Below are 16,614 nucleotides of genomic sequence, written 5' to 3' on the forward strand. Positions count from 1 at the left end.
CCGATCGTGCAGCCATCCCTGGGAGCGGCTGCGGCTTGTGCCCGGCAGTTCCCGCACCTCCGTCGAGTTGTCCCTGGACGAAGCGGTCAGAGCGGGAAAACTGCTTCTGACGCCGTAAAGTGGGCGGGGGACTTTTGGCAGGCCTCGATAAAGAGGTCGGCAAGCTCGGGGTCGAACTGGGAGCTTCTGTTTCTCCTGATTTCCTCCACCGCCTCCTCCGTGGAGAGGGGATCCCGGTAGGCCCTCTTTGTGGTCATGGCGGAGAAGGCATCGGCGATCTGCAGGATGCGCCCTTCGATCGGGGTCTGCCGACCGTCCAGCCCGTGGGGGTAGCCCTTCCCGTCCCAGCGTTCGTGATGGTACTTGATGGCGTTTACCACCGTCGCCGAAAGCTGCTGGTAGGAGAGCATCCTGATCCCGTCGTCGACGTGCTGCCTGACGATGGCGTATTCCTCCCCGGTCAGGGCGGCTTCTTTGAGCAGGATGCTGCGGGGAACGAGTATCTTTCCGAGGTCGTGCAGGAGACCGGCGATGTACAAATCAACCACGGTTTTTTCGGAAAGCTCCAGGGCGGCACCCAGGACGGCCGCAAGCTGTCCGGTGAAGCAGGAGTGGACGTAGGTGTTGACGTCTTTTTCCGCCAGGTTGTGCAGCAGCAGCCGGCATTTGAGGGTGAGGGGAGCCTTCTGCCGGATCTCTGTGAGAGAGATTTGAAAACTGCGGGTCTTCTTGTTTATCTCAAACACGCGCCTTAACCCCCTGTGTCGGATCTTTGATGTGATTAAACGGACCGGAATTTTCTATATTGAGCTGAATTTTTTCCGCTCAGGCTGAGAAAATCCTTGCTCTGCCTGCCGTTTGACTTCCCCCCTAGTAGCAGCTGTTTTCCCGTCTATCTTCTGCAGGATGCGACGCAATCCTTTTGGAAATGACAAAATGACATCGAAAGTCCTAACAAAATAGGACTGTCGTCCTATTATTCGACACGTCCCTTGGCAGAGCAGCCGGCCGTGGAGGCGGGGCTCGCCGTTTGGGAGAATAAAAGCATCTTTGAGGGGCGCCTTACCGGGGCGAACCGGGAACTGTTCGCCGCACTCGGCGGCGGACGAGTTTTTTTAGTATTGTGGAAATGGTATAATAATGAAGGACATTCTAGGAAGGAGCATCTATCCTTGGGGCGGACGAAAACGGTCTTTTTCTGTGGGGAGTGCGGCTATGAGGCCGGAAAGTGGTTGGGACGCTGTCCCGCCTGCGGTGCCTGGAACTCCTTTTGTGAAGCCCCTGGGCGGCAGAAGAGGCAGGGGTTTTCCTTTTTGCCCGCCGCCCGGCAGGCGCCGGAACCCCTGACCACCGCGGCTCCCGATGCTGTAGAGGAGCGCTTGCCCGGCCGTTTCGGGGAGCTGGACAGGGTGCTCGGGGGCGGGATCGTGCCCGGCTCGGTGGCACTCCTCGGCGGCGCCCCCGGGATCGGAAAGTCCACCTTGCTCCTGCAGCTGGCCGCACAGGCGGCGGAAAGGCACGGGATCGTTTTGTACGTCTCCGGGGAGGAGTCGCGGCGGCAGGTTCAGATGCGGGCGCGGCGCTTGAAGCTCTCCTCCGAGCGCCTTTATTTCCTGGCAGAAACCGATCTCGAGGGGATCTGCCGGGCGGTTGAGGAGCTCTCGCCGGTCCTGTTGATCATCGACTCGATTCAGACGACCTTTCACCCCGATCTCCCGCTGGCGGCGGGGAGCGTCGGGCAGCTCTGCCGGTGCACCGCCGAACTCGTTAGGCTGGCCAAGAGCCGTAATATTGCCTGCTTTCTCGTCGGCCACGTTACCAAAGAGGGGAACCTGGCCGGCCCCCGGGTGCTGGAGCATATGGTGGACGTTGTTCTTTCCTTCGAGGGGGAGCGCCACCAGAACCTGCGGCTCCTGCGCGCCGTCAAAAACCGCTTCGGGGCGACGGATGAGGTGGCCGTTTTCGCCATGGGGGAAGGGGGGCTGGAGGAGGTGGAGAACCCTTCAGCCATTTTTCTGGCCGGACGCAGCGGAGGGGTTCCCGGTTCGGTGGTGGTGGCGGCGCTGGAGGGAACGCGCCCGATCCTGGTGGAGATCCAGGCTCTGGTCTGCCCGGCCGCCTACGGGTCACCCCGCCGAGCGGCGACCGGGGTCGACTATAACAGGGTTGTGCTCATAGCCGCCGTGCTGGAGAAGCGCGTCGGGCTCGCCCTTGCCGGTCAGGACATCTACGTCGGCGTGGTGGGCGGTTTGCGGATCGGGGAACCTGCGGCCGATCTGGGGATAGCCCTCGCTCTGGCCTCCAGCTACCGGAACGCCGCCGTCGACCGGGAAATGGTGGTGGCGGGGGAGATCGGGCTGACAGGTGAGGTGCGGGCGGTGGGCTATATGGATCAGAGATTGAAGGAAGCAGCGCGTCTGGGGTTCAGGCGGGTGCTGGTGCCGTGGCGCAACCTGGACCTTCAGAAAAAATACCCGGACCTGGAGTTTACCGGGGTTAAGACGGTCAGGGACGCGCTCGATCAAGCCATTTGTCAGTGTTAGGGGGCAAATTCTTTGAAAGAGGAACGGTTTCAGCTGCTTGAAGAGGATGTAGCCGTGCTGGATGAGAGGCCGAAGGAGGAGAAGGCGCCGAAAGGGAAGGGGCAGAAGGAAGCCCCGGTGCGGGAGGTGAAGGAGGAAAAGCCGGATAAGAAGGAGCCGCGCGAGGAGAAGAAAGAGCCCATAGATGAGAAGGGTGACGGCTTGACCGGGCCCTTGAAGATGGTGGCCCCAGGCACCGCCCTGCGGGAGGGGCTGGACAGCGTTCTCAGGGCGAAGACAGGGGCTTTGATCGTCGTCGGGGATGCCCCGGAGGTGCTGCGCTTCGTGGAGGGAGGCTTCCACATCGACACCGAATTCACCCCGGCCGGCCTTTACGAACTGGCCAAGATGGACGGGGCGATCGTCCTCAGCCGCGATGCCCGGCGTATCCTCTACGCCAACGCCCAGCTCATCCCCGACCCGTCGATCCCATCTGAGGAAACCGGGATCAGGCACCGCACCGCGGAGAGGTTCGCCCGCCAAACGGGAGCCCTGGTGATCGCCATCTCTCAGCGGCGCGGCGTGATCACCCTCTACAAGGGTGCCGAACGATACAGCCTGCAGGACATCAGCGTTATCCTGTCCAAGGCGAACCAGGCCGTCCAGACCCTGGAAAAGTACAAGGGGGTGCTCGATAAGGCCCTCATCAACCTGACTGCTTTGGAGTTTGAGGACCTGGTCACAGTCTACGACGTTGCCCGCGTCGTCCAGCGCGGGGTGATGGTTCTGCAGGTGGTGAAAGAGCTGGAGAATTACATCTGCGAACTGGGCACTGAAGGGCGCCTGATCACCATGCAGGTGGAGGAGCTGCTGGCCAACGTGCGGGAGGAGCTCTGCTGCGTAATCCGGGACTACCTCGACGACGAGGGGAAAAACGCGGAGGATGTGCTTCGGGTTGTCTCCTCCTGGCCGCCGGACGACCTGCTCGATCTTACCGGCATCAGCAGGATATTAGGCTACGGGGCCTCATCCAGCATCCTTGACCTTTCCGTTTACCCGCGCGGCTACCGCATATTGCAGAGAATCCCGCGGCTGCCTGCCCAGATCGTCGAAAACCTGATCCGCACCTTCAAGAACTTGCAGAACATTTTAAAGGCCTCCATTGAGGAGCTCGACGACGTGGAGGGGATCGGGGAGGTCAGGGCCAAGGCCATTAAAAACGGCCTGCACCGCCTCCAGGAGCAGGTGATGCTGGAGAGGTACATGGGATAAAAAAACCGCCTTCAGGCCGCTCGGCCTCACGACTCGCGCCGGCCTTCCTTTTTGAGATGCCTGTTCCTTTGGGCAGCTTGTATCCGTTAACAGGAAATCTCTCAGGTGAAGTTGAAGATCCTCAGGGTGGAAAGCTTTTTATGCTCTTTGAGGAAGATATCGTACAGGTTGAGGTTGAGAAGGTTGCAGAGTGCTGCCATGTAGAAAAGGGTTTTTCCTAGTTCGGTTTCCACCATCTCCTGGCAGCTGGGGCAGATTTCACCGTTCAAGTGGCTGCTGAAGTAGTCTTTTAGTTCGTGGAGGGAGACGTCAGGAGGGATTTGCCTTTTCTTCGCCTCGATGCTGAGACAGCCGCATCCGGTGACCGCTTTGACCGTTGCCCTGTTGGTGCGGGCGCAGGCCTCCTGGAATTTGGAGAGAACGTCCAGAATGCTGTGATGGCGGATCAAAAGCTCGGAGACGGCATTCTGAAACTCATCGCAAATCAGGTCCTTCATCAACAAGACCTCCTCACACCTTATGTGCGTTAGTTAACTTAATTATAGTCAGGTAAATAAAGCATTGTCAATGCCGTTTGCTGCCGGAAGGCGGAGGAGAATGGGGATTGGCCGGAGGCTGTTTTTGACAGGTCCTGACTGCTCTGGTATAATAGGTGTATAATGAATGAAGTTTCAGGAGGCCTTGTAATGTTTCAGATAGGGGATCGAGTTGTGCACCCGATGCACGGTGCCGGGATTGTCGAGGCTCTGGAAAGGCGGGGGGAGAAGAATGAGGTTTATTACGTTCTCCGTCTTTTTGCCGGGAATTTAAAGGTGCTGGTCCCGGCGGATAAGGTTGAGACGATCGGAGTGCGGCGGGTTATCAGTGAAGCCGAGATCGCCAAGGTTCTCAGGGTGCTCGGGAAAAAGGATCAAGGGAAGCCCCTTCTCAACTGGAACCACCGCTACAGGGCGAATCTGGAGAAAATCCGGACGGGGAACGTTTTCGCCGTTGCCGAAGTCGTCCGCACGCTGATGCGCCAGGAGTTGAAAAAAGGGCTGTCTTCGGGAGAGAAAAGGATGCTGGAAAGCGCCTTTCAGATATTGAGCAGCGAACTGGTTCTGGCGGGAAAGCTGGACAAGTCGAAGGTAGAATCGATGATCAAAGATGCTGTTGCTCAAGGGTAGAAAAACGGCGCCCAACAGCTGCGGGCGCCTTTCTTATTTTGCGGTTATTTACTATCCTTTGACAAACTCTTCCCCTTGCTTGCCCGATGCCGCTTGCGTATAATGGAACGAGAGATTAACCAAAATAAGGTATAATACCCGGGAAGGGGGTGCAGTGATGCTTCAGAAGGTTATCAGAATACTCCTTACGCTGATCGGGGCAGGAATCGGCTTTTCTTTGAATTATCTGTTGATAAGACTTGATTTTGTGCAGTCGCTGGCTGCGGGGGAGGGCTTCGCCTGGTACGCCTTGGTTGGTCTGCTGACGCTGGTGGCAGGTGCGGTAACTTATCTCGCAGCCCCCCGCCTGATCGAGCTGACGCTGCAGATGGTTTCTTTCTTCGAAGGGACGCTGCAGCGCACACCGCTGCAGGATTTGCTGGGGGGTGCTCTCGGACTCATCGTCGGCCTGGTTATCGCTAATCTCCTCGGAGCTCCTTTTTCTAATCTTCCCTGGATAGGCCCCTTCATCCCCATCGTTGCCAGCATCATCCTGGGCTATTTGGGCCTGAGCGTGGGCTTGAAGAAGAAGGAGGAGCTGGCCGGCCTCTTTTCCTTCATTAAAATCGGCAGCAAGCAGGGGCGAGGAGAGGGAGGCAAGAGCACTTATAAGGTACTGGATACCAATGTCATCATTGACGGCCGGATTGCGGACATCTGCAAGACCGGTTTTCTCGAAGGGACGCTGTTGGTGCCCCGCTTCGTGCTGGAGGAGCTGCAGCACATCGCCGATTCCTCGGATGTGCTCCGCCGCAATAAGGGCAGGCGCGGGCTGGACATCCTCAATCAGATGCGCAAAGAGCAGGGGATTAAAATCGAAATTCGCGACTTTGAGGGGCTGGACCGGAAGGACGTTGATTCCGGCCTCATCCAGATCTGTAAGCGGCTCGACTGCCCGGTGGTGACCAATGACTACAACCTGAACAAGGTGGCGGAGCTCGTCGGGATTAAGGTCCTCAACATCAACGACCTCGCCAACGCCGTCAAGCCTCTCTTTCTCCCCGGTGAGGAGATCGACGGGGTTGACGTGATCAGGGACGGCAAGGAGGCGGGGCAGGGAATTGCCTACCTGGAGGACGGCACCATGATCGTCATCGAAGGCGGGAAGAAGTACATCGGGGAGCGCATATCGGTGGTGGTCACCAGCGTTCTGCAGACCTCGGCAGGGCGGATGATCTTCGCCAAGCCGAAGGTCAACTTGAAGGATACGGCCGCCGGTCGCCACTACCATGAGGTGAAGGTGATTGGATAAGGTCGGAGGTCTCATCGTTGCTGCCGGGAGGGGGGTGCGGATGGGCGCCCCCCTCAACAAGGTTTTCCTTCCCTTAGGCGGCCGTCCGCTGCTCCTGTACAGCGTCCGCCTTTTCGAAGAGTCCCCCTTCATCTCCACCTACGTGGTGGTTGCCGCACCCGAGGAGGTGGGATTCTGCCGGACGCTACTTTCTTCCTGCAGCCCCGACAAACTGGCCGGGGTCGTCGCGGGAGGGGAGACCAGGCAGGAGTCGGTGGCCAACGGACTGCGGGCGCTTCCGGAGGACTGTTCCTTCGTGGTCGTCCACGACGGAGCGCGGCCGCTCCTCTCCAGGGATGTGCTGGAGGGGGCGGTTCAACGCGCCTTTGACTGCGGCGCCGTTGTGGTCGGCGTGCCGGTGAAGGACACCGTCAAGGTGGTGGAGCAGGGGGGGGTGACGGCTACCCCGCCGCGGTCCTCTTTGTGGATCGCCCAGACACCACAGGTCTTCCGCCGCTCCCTGCTCTCTCGGGCGCTGGAGGCCGCCGGGGAGGCCGGGTTTCAGGGAAGCGACGATTCCTCCCTGGTGGAGCGGCTGGGGGTGCGGGTGGAGATGTTCCGGGGTGGCTACGAGAACATCAAGATAACCACCCCCGGCGACCTGGTGATCGCCGAGTCTCTTCTGGCCGGGGCTAAGGGGGCGGCCGGGGAGGCGCAGGAGCGAGGGGAAGAGGGGAGGCGCATCGGGCTCGGTTACGACGTCCACCCCTTCTGCGCGGGGCGGCCCCTGATCCTGGGTGGGGTGGAGATCCCCGGGGAGACCGGGCTGGCCGGGCATTCCGACGCCGACGTCCTCCTGCACGCCCTGATGGATGCTTGCCTCGGCGCGGCCGGGCTTCCCGACATCGGCAGCCAGTTTCCCCCCGGGGAACCCCGCTGGAAAGATGCTTCCAGCCTGGCCCTGCTCGCCGTCGTCGCCGGGCTCCTCGATGAAGCAGGCTACAGGGTGGCTCAGGTCGACCTGGTGGTGGCGGCGGAAAGGCCGCGGCTCGGCCGCTACCTGGAGGGGATGAAGGAGCGGATCGCCGCGGTATTGGGTATACCCCGCACGGCGGTCGGCCTCAAAGCGACGACGACCGAAGGTTTGGGCTTCGTAGGAAGGGGGGAGGGGATTGCCGCCTGGGCAGTGGCCACCGTGATGCCAAAGAAAATCCGCCCTCCCTCGCCAGGAGGGCGGGGTTAGACTGCCGTCTTCAGCAGCGTCATTACTTAACCCTGAAGATGACGAATACGTAGTAGAGAAGACCGGCGAGGACGATGAAGAGAATGCCCAGCGTTCCCCAGAGGGCGGCCTGGCCGATAAGCGCTTCACCCATCTTACATCCCCCCTTCTAAAAAATAGGATGTCGCAAAAATCGTGCCAGTAATCATCTGAAACTCTGCAGAAGGGGATGTAAAACCAGAAAAAGGGTGTGCCGGGGGGTGAAGCAGAGGCAGGCGTTTCGTAGTGAAACATCCTTGTGTTACGTTCTGAAACTGACGCAACTGCCGCAGGAAAAGCCGCCCGGGTCGTCTTGTTTCGGCTGCGGCAGGGGTTCATCGTTATTGGTGCTCTCCGCGTTGGAGTTTTTTCAGCCGGCGCCAGAGGGTGGTTCTGCTGATCCCCAGGAGGGCGGCGGCCTTTTTCTTATTCCCTTTGGCGGCGATCAGAGCCTCTCTGATGGCCTCCTCCTCCAGGCGGGAGATCCTCCGCTGTCCCGGGGTGACGTCCGGCTGGCCCTGTCTGACCGGTTCCGTCGGGCGCCATTCCGAAGAGGTGTAGAGGGATTCCGCCACCAGTTCCGCAGGTATGTATTCCCCGTCGCTGAGGATGACCAGGCGCTCCATAATGTTCTTCAGTTCTCTGATGTTCCCCGGCCAGTCGTGGGCAGCTAAGAGCTCCATTCCCCGCCGTTCTACGCCTTTGATGTTCTTGCCGAACTTTCTATTGAAGAGGTGGAGAAAGTGGTCAACCAGCACCGGGATGTCCTCGCGCCGCTCCCTGAGTGAAGGGATGACCAGCGTCAGCACGTTGATGCGGTAAAAGAGATCCGCCCGGAAGAGTTTTTCCGCAACCATTTTGTGCAGATTGCGGTTGGTGGCGGCGATTACCCGGACGTCGATCCTGATCACGCGGTTGTCCCCCAGGCGCATGATTTCATATTCCTGGAGCACCCGCAGCAGCCTCGTCTGCAGCTTGTCGGACATTTCGCTGATCTCGTCGAGGAAGATGGTGCCCCCGTCCGCCGCTTCGAAAAGCCCTCTTTTCCCCCCTTTTTTGGCGCCGGTAAAGGCTCCCTCGGCGTAGCCGAAGAGCTCGCTTTCCAGAAGGCTTTCCGGCATGGCGGCGCAGTTGACGGCGATGAAGGGGCCGTTTTTCCGGGAGCTGACGTTGTGGATGGCGTGGGCGAAGAATTCCTTTCCCGTGCCCGTTTCCCCGTAAATAAGGACGGTTGCGTCCACCTTCCCGAAGCGCTTCGCCTTCTCGATGGCGTCCTTGATCTTTTCGCTTTCCCCCAGGATGTCGCTGAAGTCATACTTGGCCAGATGGCCGCGGGCGCGCAGCCTCTTGCGCATGCGGTCACCCCCTTGATGTGCCCGGCCCGTGCTCAGGAGCTGTAAAAAAAAGCCGCCGGGATGGTCGTCCTTGGCGGCGTTTTGTGGTCTTATCAGCAGGCAGACACACTATTTTTCGGAAAGTGGGAACGAATTGTCGTCAACCCCAAGGTTTAAGAATCCGGTCAGCGCAGGTTGCGGGGATATCCGGCGAAGAGCTCTCTTGCTTCCTCCAGGGTGGTGTCGGGGGCAGGGATAACCAGGTCGGATTCTACGAGTTCATCGTCGGGGATCCTTTTGCCCCTGGTCTGCACCAATTCCACCACCTGCCGCAGGCGCTCCGCAAACTGCTGCTCGTCCCCGGCGCCGACGGCGTCGAGGAGGGAGTCGTCCATGGCGTCCAGCTCCGCCAGGGCGTTTCCGTCCAGCCGGTACTGCCCTTCTGTCAGAACCCTGATGATCATCCCTCACTCACTTCCTTCTTCAGGCGGGAGAGCTCGTCTTCGACGCGGCCCGCCGCCTGCATTTTCTTGAGTTCGGCTTCAACGGGGTCCTTCTCTCCCAGCGGCTCTTCCAGCACCCCGCTGGCGATCAGCTCATCGATGGCGGAGGCCCGGGCCTGCATTTCTTCGGTCCTCCGTTCCGCTCGCTCAATGGCCATGCCGACGTCGGCCAGCTCCTCCGAGAGGCCGGTCATGGCTTCGCCGATCTTCACCTGGGCCTCGGAGGCGGAATAACGGGCCTTTATGACCTCCTTCTTGGTGCGGAAGGCCTCTACCTTCGCCCGCAGGCGGTTCTCCACCTGGGTGAGCTTTTCCTGTTCCTTGTTGAGGTCTGCGACCTGTTGCTCGAGATCCTGGATCTGCTGCTCGATCTGTACCTTGCGCTCCAGGGCCAGCCGGGCGAGGTCTTCCCGCCCCTGCCGCAGGGCCTCCTTCGCCTGCCCATCGAGCTTGTTGAGGTCACTTTTAAGCTTGACTACCTGCAGTTCCAGCCTTTTCTTGGAAGCGGCGACATTGGTGATGTTCCGCCTCACCTTCTGCAGCAGCTCGACCTGTTTTTCGTAGGAGTAATCCAGGGTTTCGTGGGGATTTTCCATCTGGTCGAGCACTTTGTTGATCTTGGCCTTGAAAACCGTCGATATGCGCGCCAAAAGTCCCATTATCAGTCTCCTTTCTCACTGCCTGTAGTAATTATTGACATCTCGACGACTTCCTATACCGGGCAGTTGCGGATGGGGTACCAGAAGCTGACATCCTTTTCCCAGGGGAGTTCTTTTTCGAGCAGGGTGAAGAGCCGCAGTTCGGTGTTGTGGTCCCGGCCCTCTTTGCCGGTGGGAAGGTAGGGATAGAAGGAACCCCGCTTGTAGTTGTAGATGATGTAAAGCTTTTCACCTCCAGGCCCTTTAAAGGGGAAGACCGCCGCCAGGAGCTGGGTGTCGTAGCCGTTATCAGCAAGGGTTTGGGCGGCCATGTGCACCAGGGCCACCAGGTCGTCCCAGTCCGGGTCTTCGAAGAGCAGCCACCGGTAGCGGTATTCGTCGTCGCGGATCTCCATTCTGGTCTTAGTCTCCTTCACCGCCAGGTGCAGGAGCTCTTTCAGCTCCTCAGCCGCCGACCGGAAGTCGAGGCTTGTGGCGGGCTTCAGGGTCAGCCCGCACCTGCCGGCCGGTGTCCAGCCCAGCTCGGCGAAGGGGACGGCGGCGGTGGAGAGGGCGAACAGCTTTTCGAGCCGCGCCTTCGGCGGCCTGCTCTTCCCGAAGAGGGCGTCCAGGAAACCCATCTTATCCCCTCATCTGCCGTTCCAGTTCCTGCAGGTAGGCGATGCGCCGCTCCAGGGAGGGGTGGGTGGAGAACAGTTCGGCGAAGGATTCCCCTCTCAGGGCGGGGATGATGAAGAAGGCGTTCATGCCCTCCGCCTGGCGCAGGTCGCGCTCCGGGAAGCGCTGCATGATGCCGCTGATCTTCATGAGGGCGCTGGAGAGCAGCCCCGGCGAACCGGTCAGAAAGGCCGCCCCCCGGTCGGCCGCGAACTCCCGGTAGCGGGAGAGCGCCCGGATCAGGAAGAAGCTGATCAGCCAGACCAGAAGAGAGACGAGGTAGACGAGCATCGCCCCGCCGCGGTCCTCCCGGTCGCGGTCGAGGAAGCCGCCGTAGAAGAAGAAGTTCTGGACGATGAAGGAGGCCACGGTTGCGAAGAAGCTGGCGATGGTCATCACCGCCACGTCTCTGTTTTTGATGTGGCTCATTTCGTGGGCCAGCACGGCTTCGACCTCCGGCTCGGTTAGGCGCTGCATGAGCCCCGCAGTTACCGCCACAACGGCGTTGCGGGGGCTCCTCCCGGTGGCGAAGGCATTGGGTATGGAGGTGGGCATGACTGCCACTCGCGGTTTGGGGACGTCGGCGAGCACCGACAGGCGCTCCACCATGGCGTGCAGCTGCGGCGCCTCCTGCGGGGAGACCTCTCTGGCTCCCGTGCTCAGGAGCACCAGCCGGTCGGAAAAGTAGTACTGGATGAAGAGCATGATCCCGACGAAGAAGACGATGCCGGTGAAGCCGATGCCGGCGTACCAGAGGACAAGGCCGAAGAAGAGGTACAGAGCCGCCAGCAGGAACATGGTGAAGATCATCCTGGCAGTCAAACCGTAGTCTACGGGGAAGCGCTCTCTTTTCATCTCTTGGCCTCTCTCCTTTATCTAGAATAATCAGTTTCCGGAAACCTTGTTTTATGCCTATTTTATGGTGCCGCTTCCAGGATGTCAATACAAAAGGCCGTTTACGGCAGGCTCAGCAGAGCGGCAAAGGCCAGCAGCACCCCGAAGAGGAAGAGGGCGGCGATGAAGAGCAGAATGAAGGGGATGAAGAATGTGGCTGCCGCCGCTCCGGTGCCGATGCGGTAGTTTTCCCGGATGGCGATGACCCCCAGTACCGCCGTCCAGATGCCGGTTCCGAATTCGATGAGCCCGCTTAGGAAGGCCAGCCCTCCGGCCAGGGAGGTCAGGGCAGCCAGGGGGATGCCGATGAAGTCGGGGGAGCCGGCGAAGGCGGTGGCCGCCAGCACCCCTCCCAGGGTGCCCTGCCCCTTAAAGAGCCTGGCGAACAGGTGAAAGAGGACGCCCGCCAGTACCCACTGCAGGGCCCTCAGGAAAAAGGCGGCTGCGGTCAGGAAGTAGGGGGACTGCAGGACGGCCACCGTAACCTCTATACCGGGAGTGCCCGTTATCCCTTCCAGATAGGGAAGGATGTTTTCGTTGCTCATGGCAGAGGCCAGGGAAACCCCCTGGAGGAGAGAGAGCAGGACCACTACGAGCAGCCCTTCTTTCCACAGCTTCCTTTCGGCGACGGTGCGCAGGGTCTGCACAGGAGCCGTCAGCGTAGCGGGAATGTATTCCCACATCTCTGTTCCCTCCTAATAGCGCAGTGTGGTGTAGGCAGGTGGCAGGGGGAAGGGAAGAAGGTTGTCCGTGAAGAGGGATCTTATCCCCCCCAGCAGGCTCAGCAGTCCGGCTACCCGTCGGTACTCCACCACCTGCGGTTCTCCTTTGATTCCCGCCAGTTCTGCCGCCAGGGCGATGGCCTCCCTTTTCCCTCCCAGTTCGTCCACCAGGCCCAGCTCCTTGGCCTGGGAGCCGGTATAAATCCTGCCGTCGGCGAGCCGGCGGACGCTCTCTACGGGCAGGTTCCGCCCTTGGGCGACGACGCCGACGAACTGGTTGTAGGTTTCCTCAATGATCCCCTGCATGATCTGTTCCTCCTCCGGCGTCAGGGGGCGGGACGGGGAGAGCATATCCTTGTGGGCACCGCTTTTAAAGACGTACTCTCGGTAACCGATCTTGCGGTAGAGCTCCTGGAGGTTGGGAACGGTGGAGATCACGCCGATGCTGCCGGTTATCGTGGAGGGGAGGGCCACGATTTTGTCGGCCGCGGCGGCTACGTAGTAGCCCCCGGAGGCCGCAGTGTCTCCTAAAGAGGCCACAACCTTTTTCCCGGAGCGCTTGACGCGCAAGACCTGCTCGTACAGCTCGTGGGAGGCTGCGGCGCTTCCGCCGGGGGAGTCGATCCTCAGGACGACCGCCTTCAGGGAGGCGTCCTTTTCGGCGCGCTCGAGGTCTCGCATGGTCTGGGAGGCGCCGGATATTCCTGCGAAGGGTGATGATTCCTGGGCTCCGGTGATGGTTCCTGTGAGATAGATCACCGCAACCTTGCCTCCAAAGACGGGCGGCTGCCGTTTTCCCGCCTTCCCCATGCTCACGAAGAAGGCGGCAAAGGTCAGGGCGATGCTCGCCGCGATGAGAATTATCCCGGCTTTTCTGGAATCCAAGGCTTTTTCCTCCTTACCCGCGTTTCTTAAATATTATTAACCGGCTGGCGGTTCTGATACCTCCAATTATGCCCGGATCAGGGGCGTTCCGGCGGGGAAAAGTTGCGGATGAGCTGCGATCGCGACATCCAGATGACCTTCGGAACGAGGGATTGGTGCCCCTTTTGAAACCTCCTGAAACCTAGTGGATGGTAGGTGGCGAGGAGTAAAAGCTGACCGCAGCGGAAGCAGAAACGCCAGAAGCGTGACCTGATCTCTTCGACTTCAAAACCCAGCAGGCGTGCGCCCTGATGGAAGATGGTGATCCCGAAGAAGGCCTTGACCTGCGGGTCCACTTTTTCTTGGGCAACCAGGGCGGCCAGTTCGGTGAGGCTCTGTTTCAGCTCTTTTTTGACGCACATCACGGCCTGGATCTGATTCCCGCACTTCTGCTGAAGTTCTAGAAGCTGCCTGTTGGCCAGGTGCAGTTCTCCAACCTTGTCACCTGGATGCAACGCCGTGCCGTCGCGCAGCGTCAGGGCAGGCCCCCGGTACTCCCTGAGGTTGAGCCGGAAGAGGCTCCCCGGTTGGACCTTCCGGACGTGGAAGAGAAGTGAGTAAATTCTTTCCCAGACGTCCCAGAAGGCAAGGGTGAACTCCCGCCAGATCGTCTGCCTCATGTCTAGGCACCCTCTTTTAAAGTAATAAGGGAAAAGCGATCTCATAATTTCCACTATTCGGTATGTAGGGGATAATTCCTGCCTGCTGTTATACCTGTACGGGAAAAAACGAAGGCGAAGAATCTCCATAAGAGTGCTCAGGGGGAGCCGCCTTGCCTGGAGCCGATTTGTGAATTCTTTCCGAATCCGGCTGCAGTTTATCGTCGGCCTCTCGGTTTCAAAGGCGGCCACCGGAGTAAGAAGGCCGGAAATCCCCTTTGTGAGGAGATTTCCGGCCGGGGAGGTGATTTCTGAGGTTTTTTGTTGCCCTTTAGCTCTGAGGCGGCTCCGTCCGGTTTTCCTCCCCCTGCCGCAGGTTGGTGTTCGAGAAAACGCCTGCCATGTTCACGAAGGGCTGGATTAGGTCGATGGGGAGAGGGAAGATGATGGTGCTCGACTGATTGGCGGCGATCTCTTTCAGGGTCTGCAGGTAGCGAAGCTGGATGGTGGCCGGATTGCTGGAGATGATATTCGCCGCCTCTGTGAGCGTCTTGGCCGCCTGAAACTCGCCGTCGGCGTGGATCAGCTTCGCCCGGCGCTCGCGTTCCGCTTCGGCCTGGGCGGCCATCGCCCGCTGCATGGTGGGCGGGAGCTCCACGTCCTTCACTTCCACGTTGCTGACCTTGATTCCCCAGGGCTCGGTGCCTTCGTCGATGATGTGCTGGAGGCGCTGGTTGATGGCGTCGCGCTTGGATAGAAGTTCGTCGAGCTCGGACTGGCCGAGGACGCTCCTCAGGGTGGTCTGAGAGAGCTGGGAGGTGGCCTTGACGAAGTCGAGGACCTTGATCACCGAGTCTACCGGGTTGACGACCCGGAAGTAGACGACGGCGTTGACCTTGACGGTGACGTTATCTTTGGTTATGACCTCCTGGGTGGGGACGTCCATGGTGATCACGCGCAGGTCAACCTTCTGCATCCTCTCGATCCCCGGGATGAGGAAGATGATCCCCGGCCCCCTGGCTCCGACGCAGCGCCCGAGGCGGAAGATGACACCCCTCTCGTATTCCTGGACGATGCGCAGGGAGGAGGCAATCAGCAGCAGAATAAGTATAACCAGTGGAAAATAACCCGGCATTGTGTTTTCCCGGCAGGCAGATATGCCCCCGGGATGGTCACCCCTTTCGTTTGTTTTATTATTATATTGCCTTGAAAATGCGTCGGCCTTCCATAGGTCGCTCGCCGGTTGAGCCGGCGGTTTGGTTTTTAACGTGCCGCCTGAGGGGCGGCGGTCTATGTCGGGTTCTCCGCCGGTCTACCGCTTCGCTCTTGATTGCAGGCCGGACAGGACGACGGCTCGCCTGCTGCGTTCGCCTTTTCACGCGGCGAAGGGAGGCAGCCCGCCGTCGGAAAAAAGGCTGCCTTGATCCCGGTGGCCGGATGTCACCCTAGGCTCGCCGCACCCGCAGGTTCAGTCCCTCCATGGCGGTGATCACCACCTTTTCGCCTGCCTTGATGGGGCCCTCTTCGGATACTGCCCGCCAGAGTTCGCCTTCGACGAAGACCAGGCCCTCCGGGAGCAGGTCCGAGCGGGCCGTTCCCATGCGCCCGATCAATCCTTCGCTTCCTGTGGTCACGGCTCTTTTCTGCCCCCGGACTACGGCTGTGACCAACAGCGCCACCAGGGCGGCGAACACCAGGGCGGTGGTGACGATCAGGGAGATGTTGATCCCTATTCCGGGAGGGCCGCCGCTGAAGAGAAGCAGCGATCCGGTGACGAAGGAAATCACTCCTCCGGCACCCAAGATCCCGTGGCTGGGCACGAAGGCCTCGGCGATGAAGAGCCCGAAAGCCAGAATGATCAAGAGCACTCCCCCCCAGTATGCGTCGAGTGTTCCCAGAGAATAGAGGCCGAGCAGCAGGGAAATGGCGCCGGCAACTCCGGGAAAGATCAGGCCGGGGTTGTAGATTTCCACCATCAGGCCGGCCATGCCTACCGTCATCAGGATGTAGGCCAGGTCCGGATTGCTCAGGGCGAGCAGGGTCTTTTCAACGGGGTTCATCGAGAGGTTGACGATGGGGGCGCCTTTCGTCCGGAGCTCCACCCGGGCGCCGCTGCTTAAGGTAACCGTCTTGCCGTCCAGCTGCCGGAGCAGGTCCTCGAGGTCTTGCGCTCGCAGGTCGATGAGGTTGAGCTTCAAGGCTTCGGCATCGGAGTAGGATTTGCTCTCCCGCACCGCCTGCTCCACGGCATCGGCGTTCTTCCCGCGCAGCTGGGCGATGGAGCGCGCCCAGGCGGCGGCGTCCTCGGTGATCTTTTGGCTGGGAATGTCCTGCTGCTGACCGTCGGAGGGGCCGATCCCGACCGGATGGGCGGCGCCGATCCGGCTTCCGGGGGCCATGGCGGCTACGTGGGCGGAAATGGTGATGAAGGTCCCTGCCGATCCCGCCCATCCCCCGGCCGGAGAGACGTAGACGATAACCGGGACCCGGGCGTTGAGGATGGTGGTGACAATCTCCTGGGTGGTGGTGTAGAGGCCGCCCGGGGTGCTGAGTTGAATGACGCAGGCCGTTGCCCCGAGGTTTTCGGCGTGGCGGATGACCCTTTCCAGGTACTTGGCGGTGATGGGAACGACAGCTCCATCGTAACCGGCTACCACCACGGGCGGGTTTCCCTCTACCGCCCGGACGGAAGGGAGCGGCGTCCCCAGGTTCAACAGAAGGGCCAGGAGGAGAATGCTGCCCAGGAGCGCTGCTCCCCGCTTTGCGGCGCGCAAATCGTTCATCTTTCCTCTCCTTTTCCAAGGTGATGAGCTTTTAAATTCTAAGAAGCG

General features: G+C 60.3%; 18 protein-coding genes. 6 read left to right on the plus strand and 12 right to left on the minus strand.

Annotation, left to right across the window (positions count from 1 at the left end; all coding sequences use genetic code 11):
• Nucleotides 1-86: 86 nt before the first annotated feature.
• Nucleotides 87-746 (minus strand): HD-GYP domain-containing protein, encoded by a 660-nt coding sequence (locus tag TPH_RS01935; protein ID WP_015049545.1) that lies wholly within the window; start codon nucleotides 744-746, stop codon nucleotides 87-89.
• A 426-nt stretch (nucleotides 747-1,172) separates the two neighbouring features.
• Here TPH_RS01935 and radA point away from each other — a divergent pair, with 426 nt between their 5' ends.
• Nucleotides 1,173-2,543, plus strand: a complete 1,371-nt coding sequence (gene radA, locus TPH_RS01940) for a DNA repair protein RadA (RefSeq protein WP_028991151.1) — start codon at nucleotides 1,173-1,175, stop codon at nucleotides 2,541-2,543.
• Nucleotides 2,544-2,555: 12 nt separating this feature from the next.
• Nucleotides 2,556-3,794 carry a DNA integrity scanning diadenylate cyclase DisA gene (gene disA / locus TPH_RS01945; protein ID WP_015049547.1) on the plus strand — a complete coding sequence of 413 codons (1,239 nt, stop codon included), beginning with the start codon at nucleotides 2,556-2,558 and terminating at the stop codon, nucleotides 3,792-3,794.
• 101 nt (nucleotides 3,795-3,895) lie between these two features.
• Here the strand turns inward: disA and TPH_RS01950 are convergent, their stop codons facing one another.
• Nucleotides 3,896-4,291: a hypothetical protein gene (locus tag TPH_RS01950; RefSeq protein WP_015049548.1), complete on the minus strand. Its 396-nt coding sequence runs from the start codon at nucleotides 4,289-4,291 to the stop codon at nucleotides 3,896-3,898.
• A 189-nt stretch (nucleotides 4,292-4,480) separates the two neighbouring features.
• Here TPH_RS01950 and TPH_RS01955 point away from each other — a divergent pair, with 189 nt between their 5' ends.
• The 3 genes from TPH_RS01955 to ispD all read left to right on the plus strand — a co-directional run bounded on the left by TPH_RS01955 (nucleotide 4,481) and on the right by ispD (nucleotide 7,473).
• Nucleotides 4,481-4,960 (plus strand): CarD family transcriptional regulator, encoded by a 480-nt coding sequence (locus tag TPH_RS01955; protein WP_015049549.1) that lies wholly within the window; start codon nucleotides 4,481-4,483, stop codon nucleotides 4,958-4,960.
• Between the two features lie 157 nt (nucleotides 4,961-5,117).
• A complete protein-coding gene (locus tag TPH_RS01960; protein WP_015049550.1) occupies nucleotides 5,118-6,251 on the plus strand; it encodes a PIN/TRAM domain-containing protein in 1,134 nt (377 codons plus the stop codon).
• Nucleotides 6,244-7,473 carry a 2-C-methyl-D-erythritol 4-phosphate cytidylyltransferase gene (gene ispD / locus TPH_RS16275; protein WP_330216580.1) on the plus strand — a complete coding sequence of 410 codons (1,230 nt, stop codon included), beginning with the start codon at nucleotides 6,244-6,246 and terminating at the stop codon, nucleotides 7,471-7,473. Before TPH_RS01960 ends, ispD begins: the two co-directional genes overlap by 8 nt.
• A gap of 359 nt (nucleotides 7,474-7,832) precedes the next feature.
• On the opposite strand, the gene TPH_RS01970 is transcribed toward ispD, so the two are convergent.
• The 9 genes from TPH_RS01970 to TPH_RS02010 form a co-directional block, all read right to left on the minus strand.
• Nucleotides 7,833-8,846 (minus strand): sigma-54 interaction domain-containing protein, encoded by a 1,014-nt coding sequence (locus TPH_RS01970; protein ID WP_015049553.1) that lies wholly within the window; start codon nucleotides 8,844-8,846, stop codon nucleotides 7,833-7,835.
• Nucleotides 8,847-9,010: 164 nt separating this feature from the next.
• Nucleotides 9,011-9,289 carry a PspA-associated protein PspAA gene (gene pspAA, locus TPH_RS01975; protein ID WP_015049554.1) on the minus strand — a complete coding sequence of 93 codons (279 nt, stop codon included), beginning with the start codon at nucleotides 9,287-9,289 and terminating at the stop codon, nucleotides 9,011-9,013.
• Nucleotides 9,286-9,987 (minus strand): PspA/IM30 family protein, encoded by a 702-nt coding sequence (locus TPH_RS01980; protein ID WP_015049555.1) that lies wholly within the window; start codon nucleotides 9,985-9,987, stop codon nucleotides 9,286-9,288. Before TPH_RS01980 ends, pspAA begins: the two co-directional genes overlap by 4 nt.
• Before the next feature lie 53 nt (nucleotides 9,988-10,040).
• Nucleotides 10,041-10,607, minus strand: a complete 567-nt coding sequence (gene pspAB / locus TPH_RS01985; RefSeq protein ID WP_015049556.1) for a PspA-associated protein PspAB — start codon at nucleotides 10,605-10,607, stop codon at nucleotides 10,041-10,043.
• Between the two features lies 1 nt (nucleotide 10,608).
• Nucleotides 10,609-11,499, minus strand: coding sequence for a zinc metalloprotease HtpX (htpX, locus tag TPH_RS01990; RefSeq protein ID WP_015049557.1), 891 nt, complete (start codon nucleotides 11,497-11,499; stop codon nucleotides 10,609-10,611).
• 101 nt (nucleotides 11,500-11,600) lie between these two features.
• On the minus strand, nucleotides 11,601-12,221 hold the full coding sequence (locus tag TPH_RS01995) for a Yip1 family protein (protein ID WP_015049558.1): 621 nt from the start codon (nucleotides 12,219-12,221) through the stop codon (nucleotides 11,601-11,603).
• Nucleotides 12,222-12,233: 12 nt separating this feature from the next.
• Complete coding sequence (gene sppA / locus TPH_RS02000) at nucleotides 12,234-13,145, minus strand: signal peptide peptidase SppA (protein ID WP_015049559.1); 912 nt, start codon at nucleotides 13,143-13,145, stop codon at nucleotides 12,234-12,236.
• 77 nt (nucleotides 13,146-13,222) lie between these two features.
• Nucleotides 13,223-13,804: a YkoP family protein gene (locus TPH_RS02005; RefSeq protein ID WP_015049560.1), complete on the minus strand. Its 582-nt coding sequence runs from the start codon at nucleotides 13,802-13,804 to the stop codon at nucleotides 13,223-13,225.
• A gap of 310 nt (nucleotides 13,805-14,114) precedes the next feature.
• On the minus strand, nucleotides 14,115-14,918 hold the full coding sequence (locus TPH_RS02010) for a slipin family protein (RefSeq protein WP_015049561.1): 804 nt from the start codon (nucleotides 14,916-14,918) through the stop codon (nucleotides 14,115-14,117).
• A gap of 157 nt (nucleotides 14,919-15,075) precedes the next feature.
• Between TPH_RS02010 and TPH_RS16155 the strand changes: the two genes are divergently transcribed.
• The gene (locus TPH_RS16155; protein ID WP_269077477.1) at nucleotides 15,076-15,207 is read left to right on the plus strand and encodes a hypothetical protein; all 132 of its coding nucleotides are present in this window, start codon (nucleotides 15,076-15,078) and stop codon (nucleotides 15,205-15,207) included.
• Between the two features lie 21 nt (nucleotides 15,208-15,228).
• On the opposite strand, the gene TPH_RS02015 is transcribed toward TPH_RS16155, so the two are convergent.
• Complete coding sequence (locus TPH_RS02015) at nucleotides 15,229-16,566, minus strand: NfeD family protein (protein WP_015049562.1); 1,338 nt, start codon at nucleotides 16,564-16,566, stop codon at nucleotides 15,229-15,231.
• Nucleotides 16,567-16,614: the final 48 nt, after the last annotated feature.

The organism is Thermacetogenium phaeum DSM 12270, assembly GCF_000305935.1.
Classification (GTDB): Bacteria; Bacillota; DSM-12270; order Thermacetogeniales; family Thermacetogeniaceae; genus Thermacetogenium; species Thermacetogenium phaeum.

Excerpts from the sequence above, each read along its gene's own strand:
- TPH_RS01950 (WP_015049548.1), bottom strand. The coding sequence starts at position 4,291 with ATGAAGGACCTGATTTGCGATGAGTTTCAGAATGCCGTCTCCGAGCTT.
- TPH_RS01955 (WP_015049549.1), top strand. The coding sequence starts at position 4,481 with ATGTTTCAGATAGGGGATCGAGTTGTGCACCCGATGCACGGTGCCGGG.
- TPH_RS01960 (WP_015049550.1), top strand. The coding sequence starts at position 5,118 with ATGCTTCAGAAGGTTATCAGAATACTCCTTACGCTGATCGGGGCAGGA.
- TPH_RS01970 (WP_015049553.1), bottom strand. The coding sequence starts at position 8,846 with ATGCGCAAGAGGCTGCGCGCCCGCGGCCATCTGGCCAAGTATGACTTC.
- pspAA (WP_015049554.1), bottom strand. The coding sequence starts at position 9,289 with ATGATCATCAGGGTTCTGACAGAAGGGCAGTACCGGCTGGACGGAAAC.
- TPH_RS01980 (WP_015049555.1), bottom strand. The coding sequence starts at position 9,987 with ATGGGACTTTTGGCGCGCATATCGACGGTTTTCAAGGCCAAGATCAAC.
- pspAB (WP_015049556.1), bottom strand. The coding sequence starts at position 10,607 with ATGGGTTTCCTGGACGCCCTCTTCGGGAAGAGCAGGCCGCCGAAGGCG.
- htpX (WP_015049557.1), bottom strand. The coding sequence starts at position 11,499 with ATGAAAAGAGAGCGCTTCCCCGTAGACTACGGTTTGACTGCCAGGATG.
- TPH_RS01995 (WP_015049558.1), bottom strand. The coding sequence starts at position 12,221 with ATGTGGGAATACATTCCCGCTACGCTGACGGCTCCTGTGCAGACCCTG.
- TPH_RS02005 (WP_015049560.1), bottom strand. The coding sequence starts at position 13,804 with ATGAGGCAGACGATCTGGCGGGAGTTCACCCTTGCCTTCTGGGACGTC.
- TPH_RS02010 (WP_015049561.1), bottom strand. The coding sequence starts at position 14,918 with ATGCCGGGTTATTTTCCACTGGTTATACTTATTCTGCTGCTGATTGCC.
- TPH_RS16155 (WP_269077477.1), top strand. The coding sequence starts at position 15,076 with ATGTCGGGTTCTCCGCCGGTCTACCGCTTCGCTCTTGATTGCAGGCCG.
- TPH_RS02015 (WP_015049562.1), bottom strand. The coding sequence starts at position 16,566 with ATGAACGATTTGCGCGCCGCAAAGCGGGGAGCAGCGCTCCTGGGCAGC.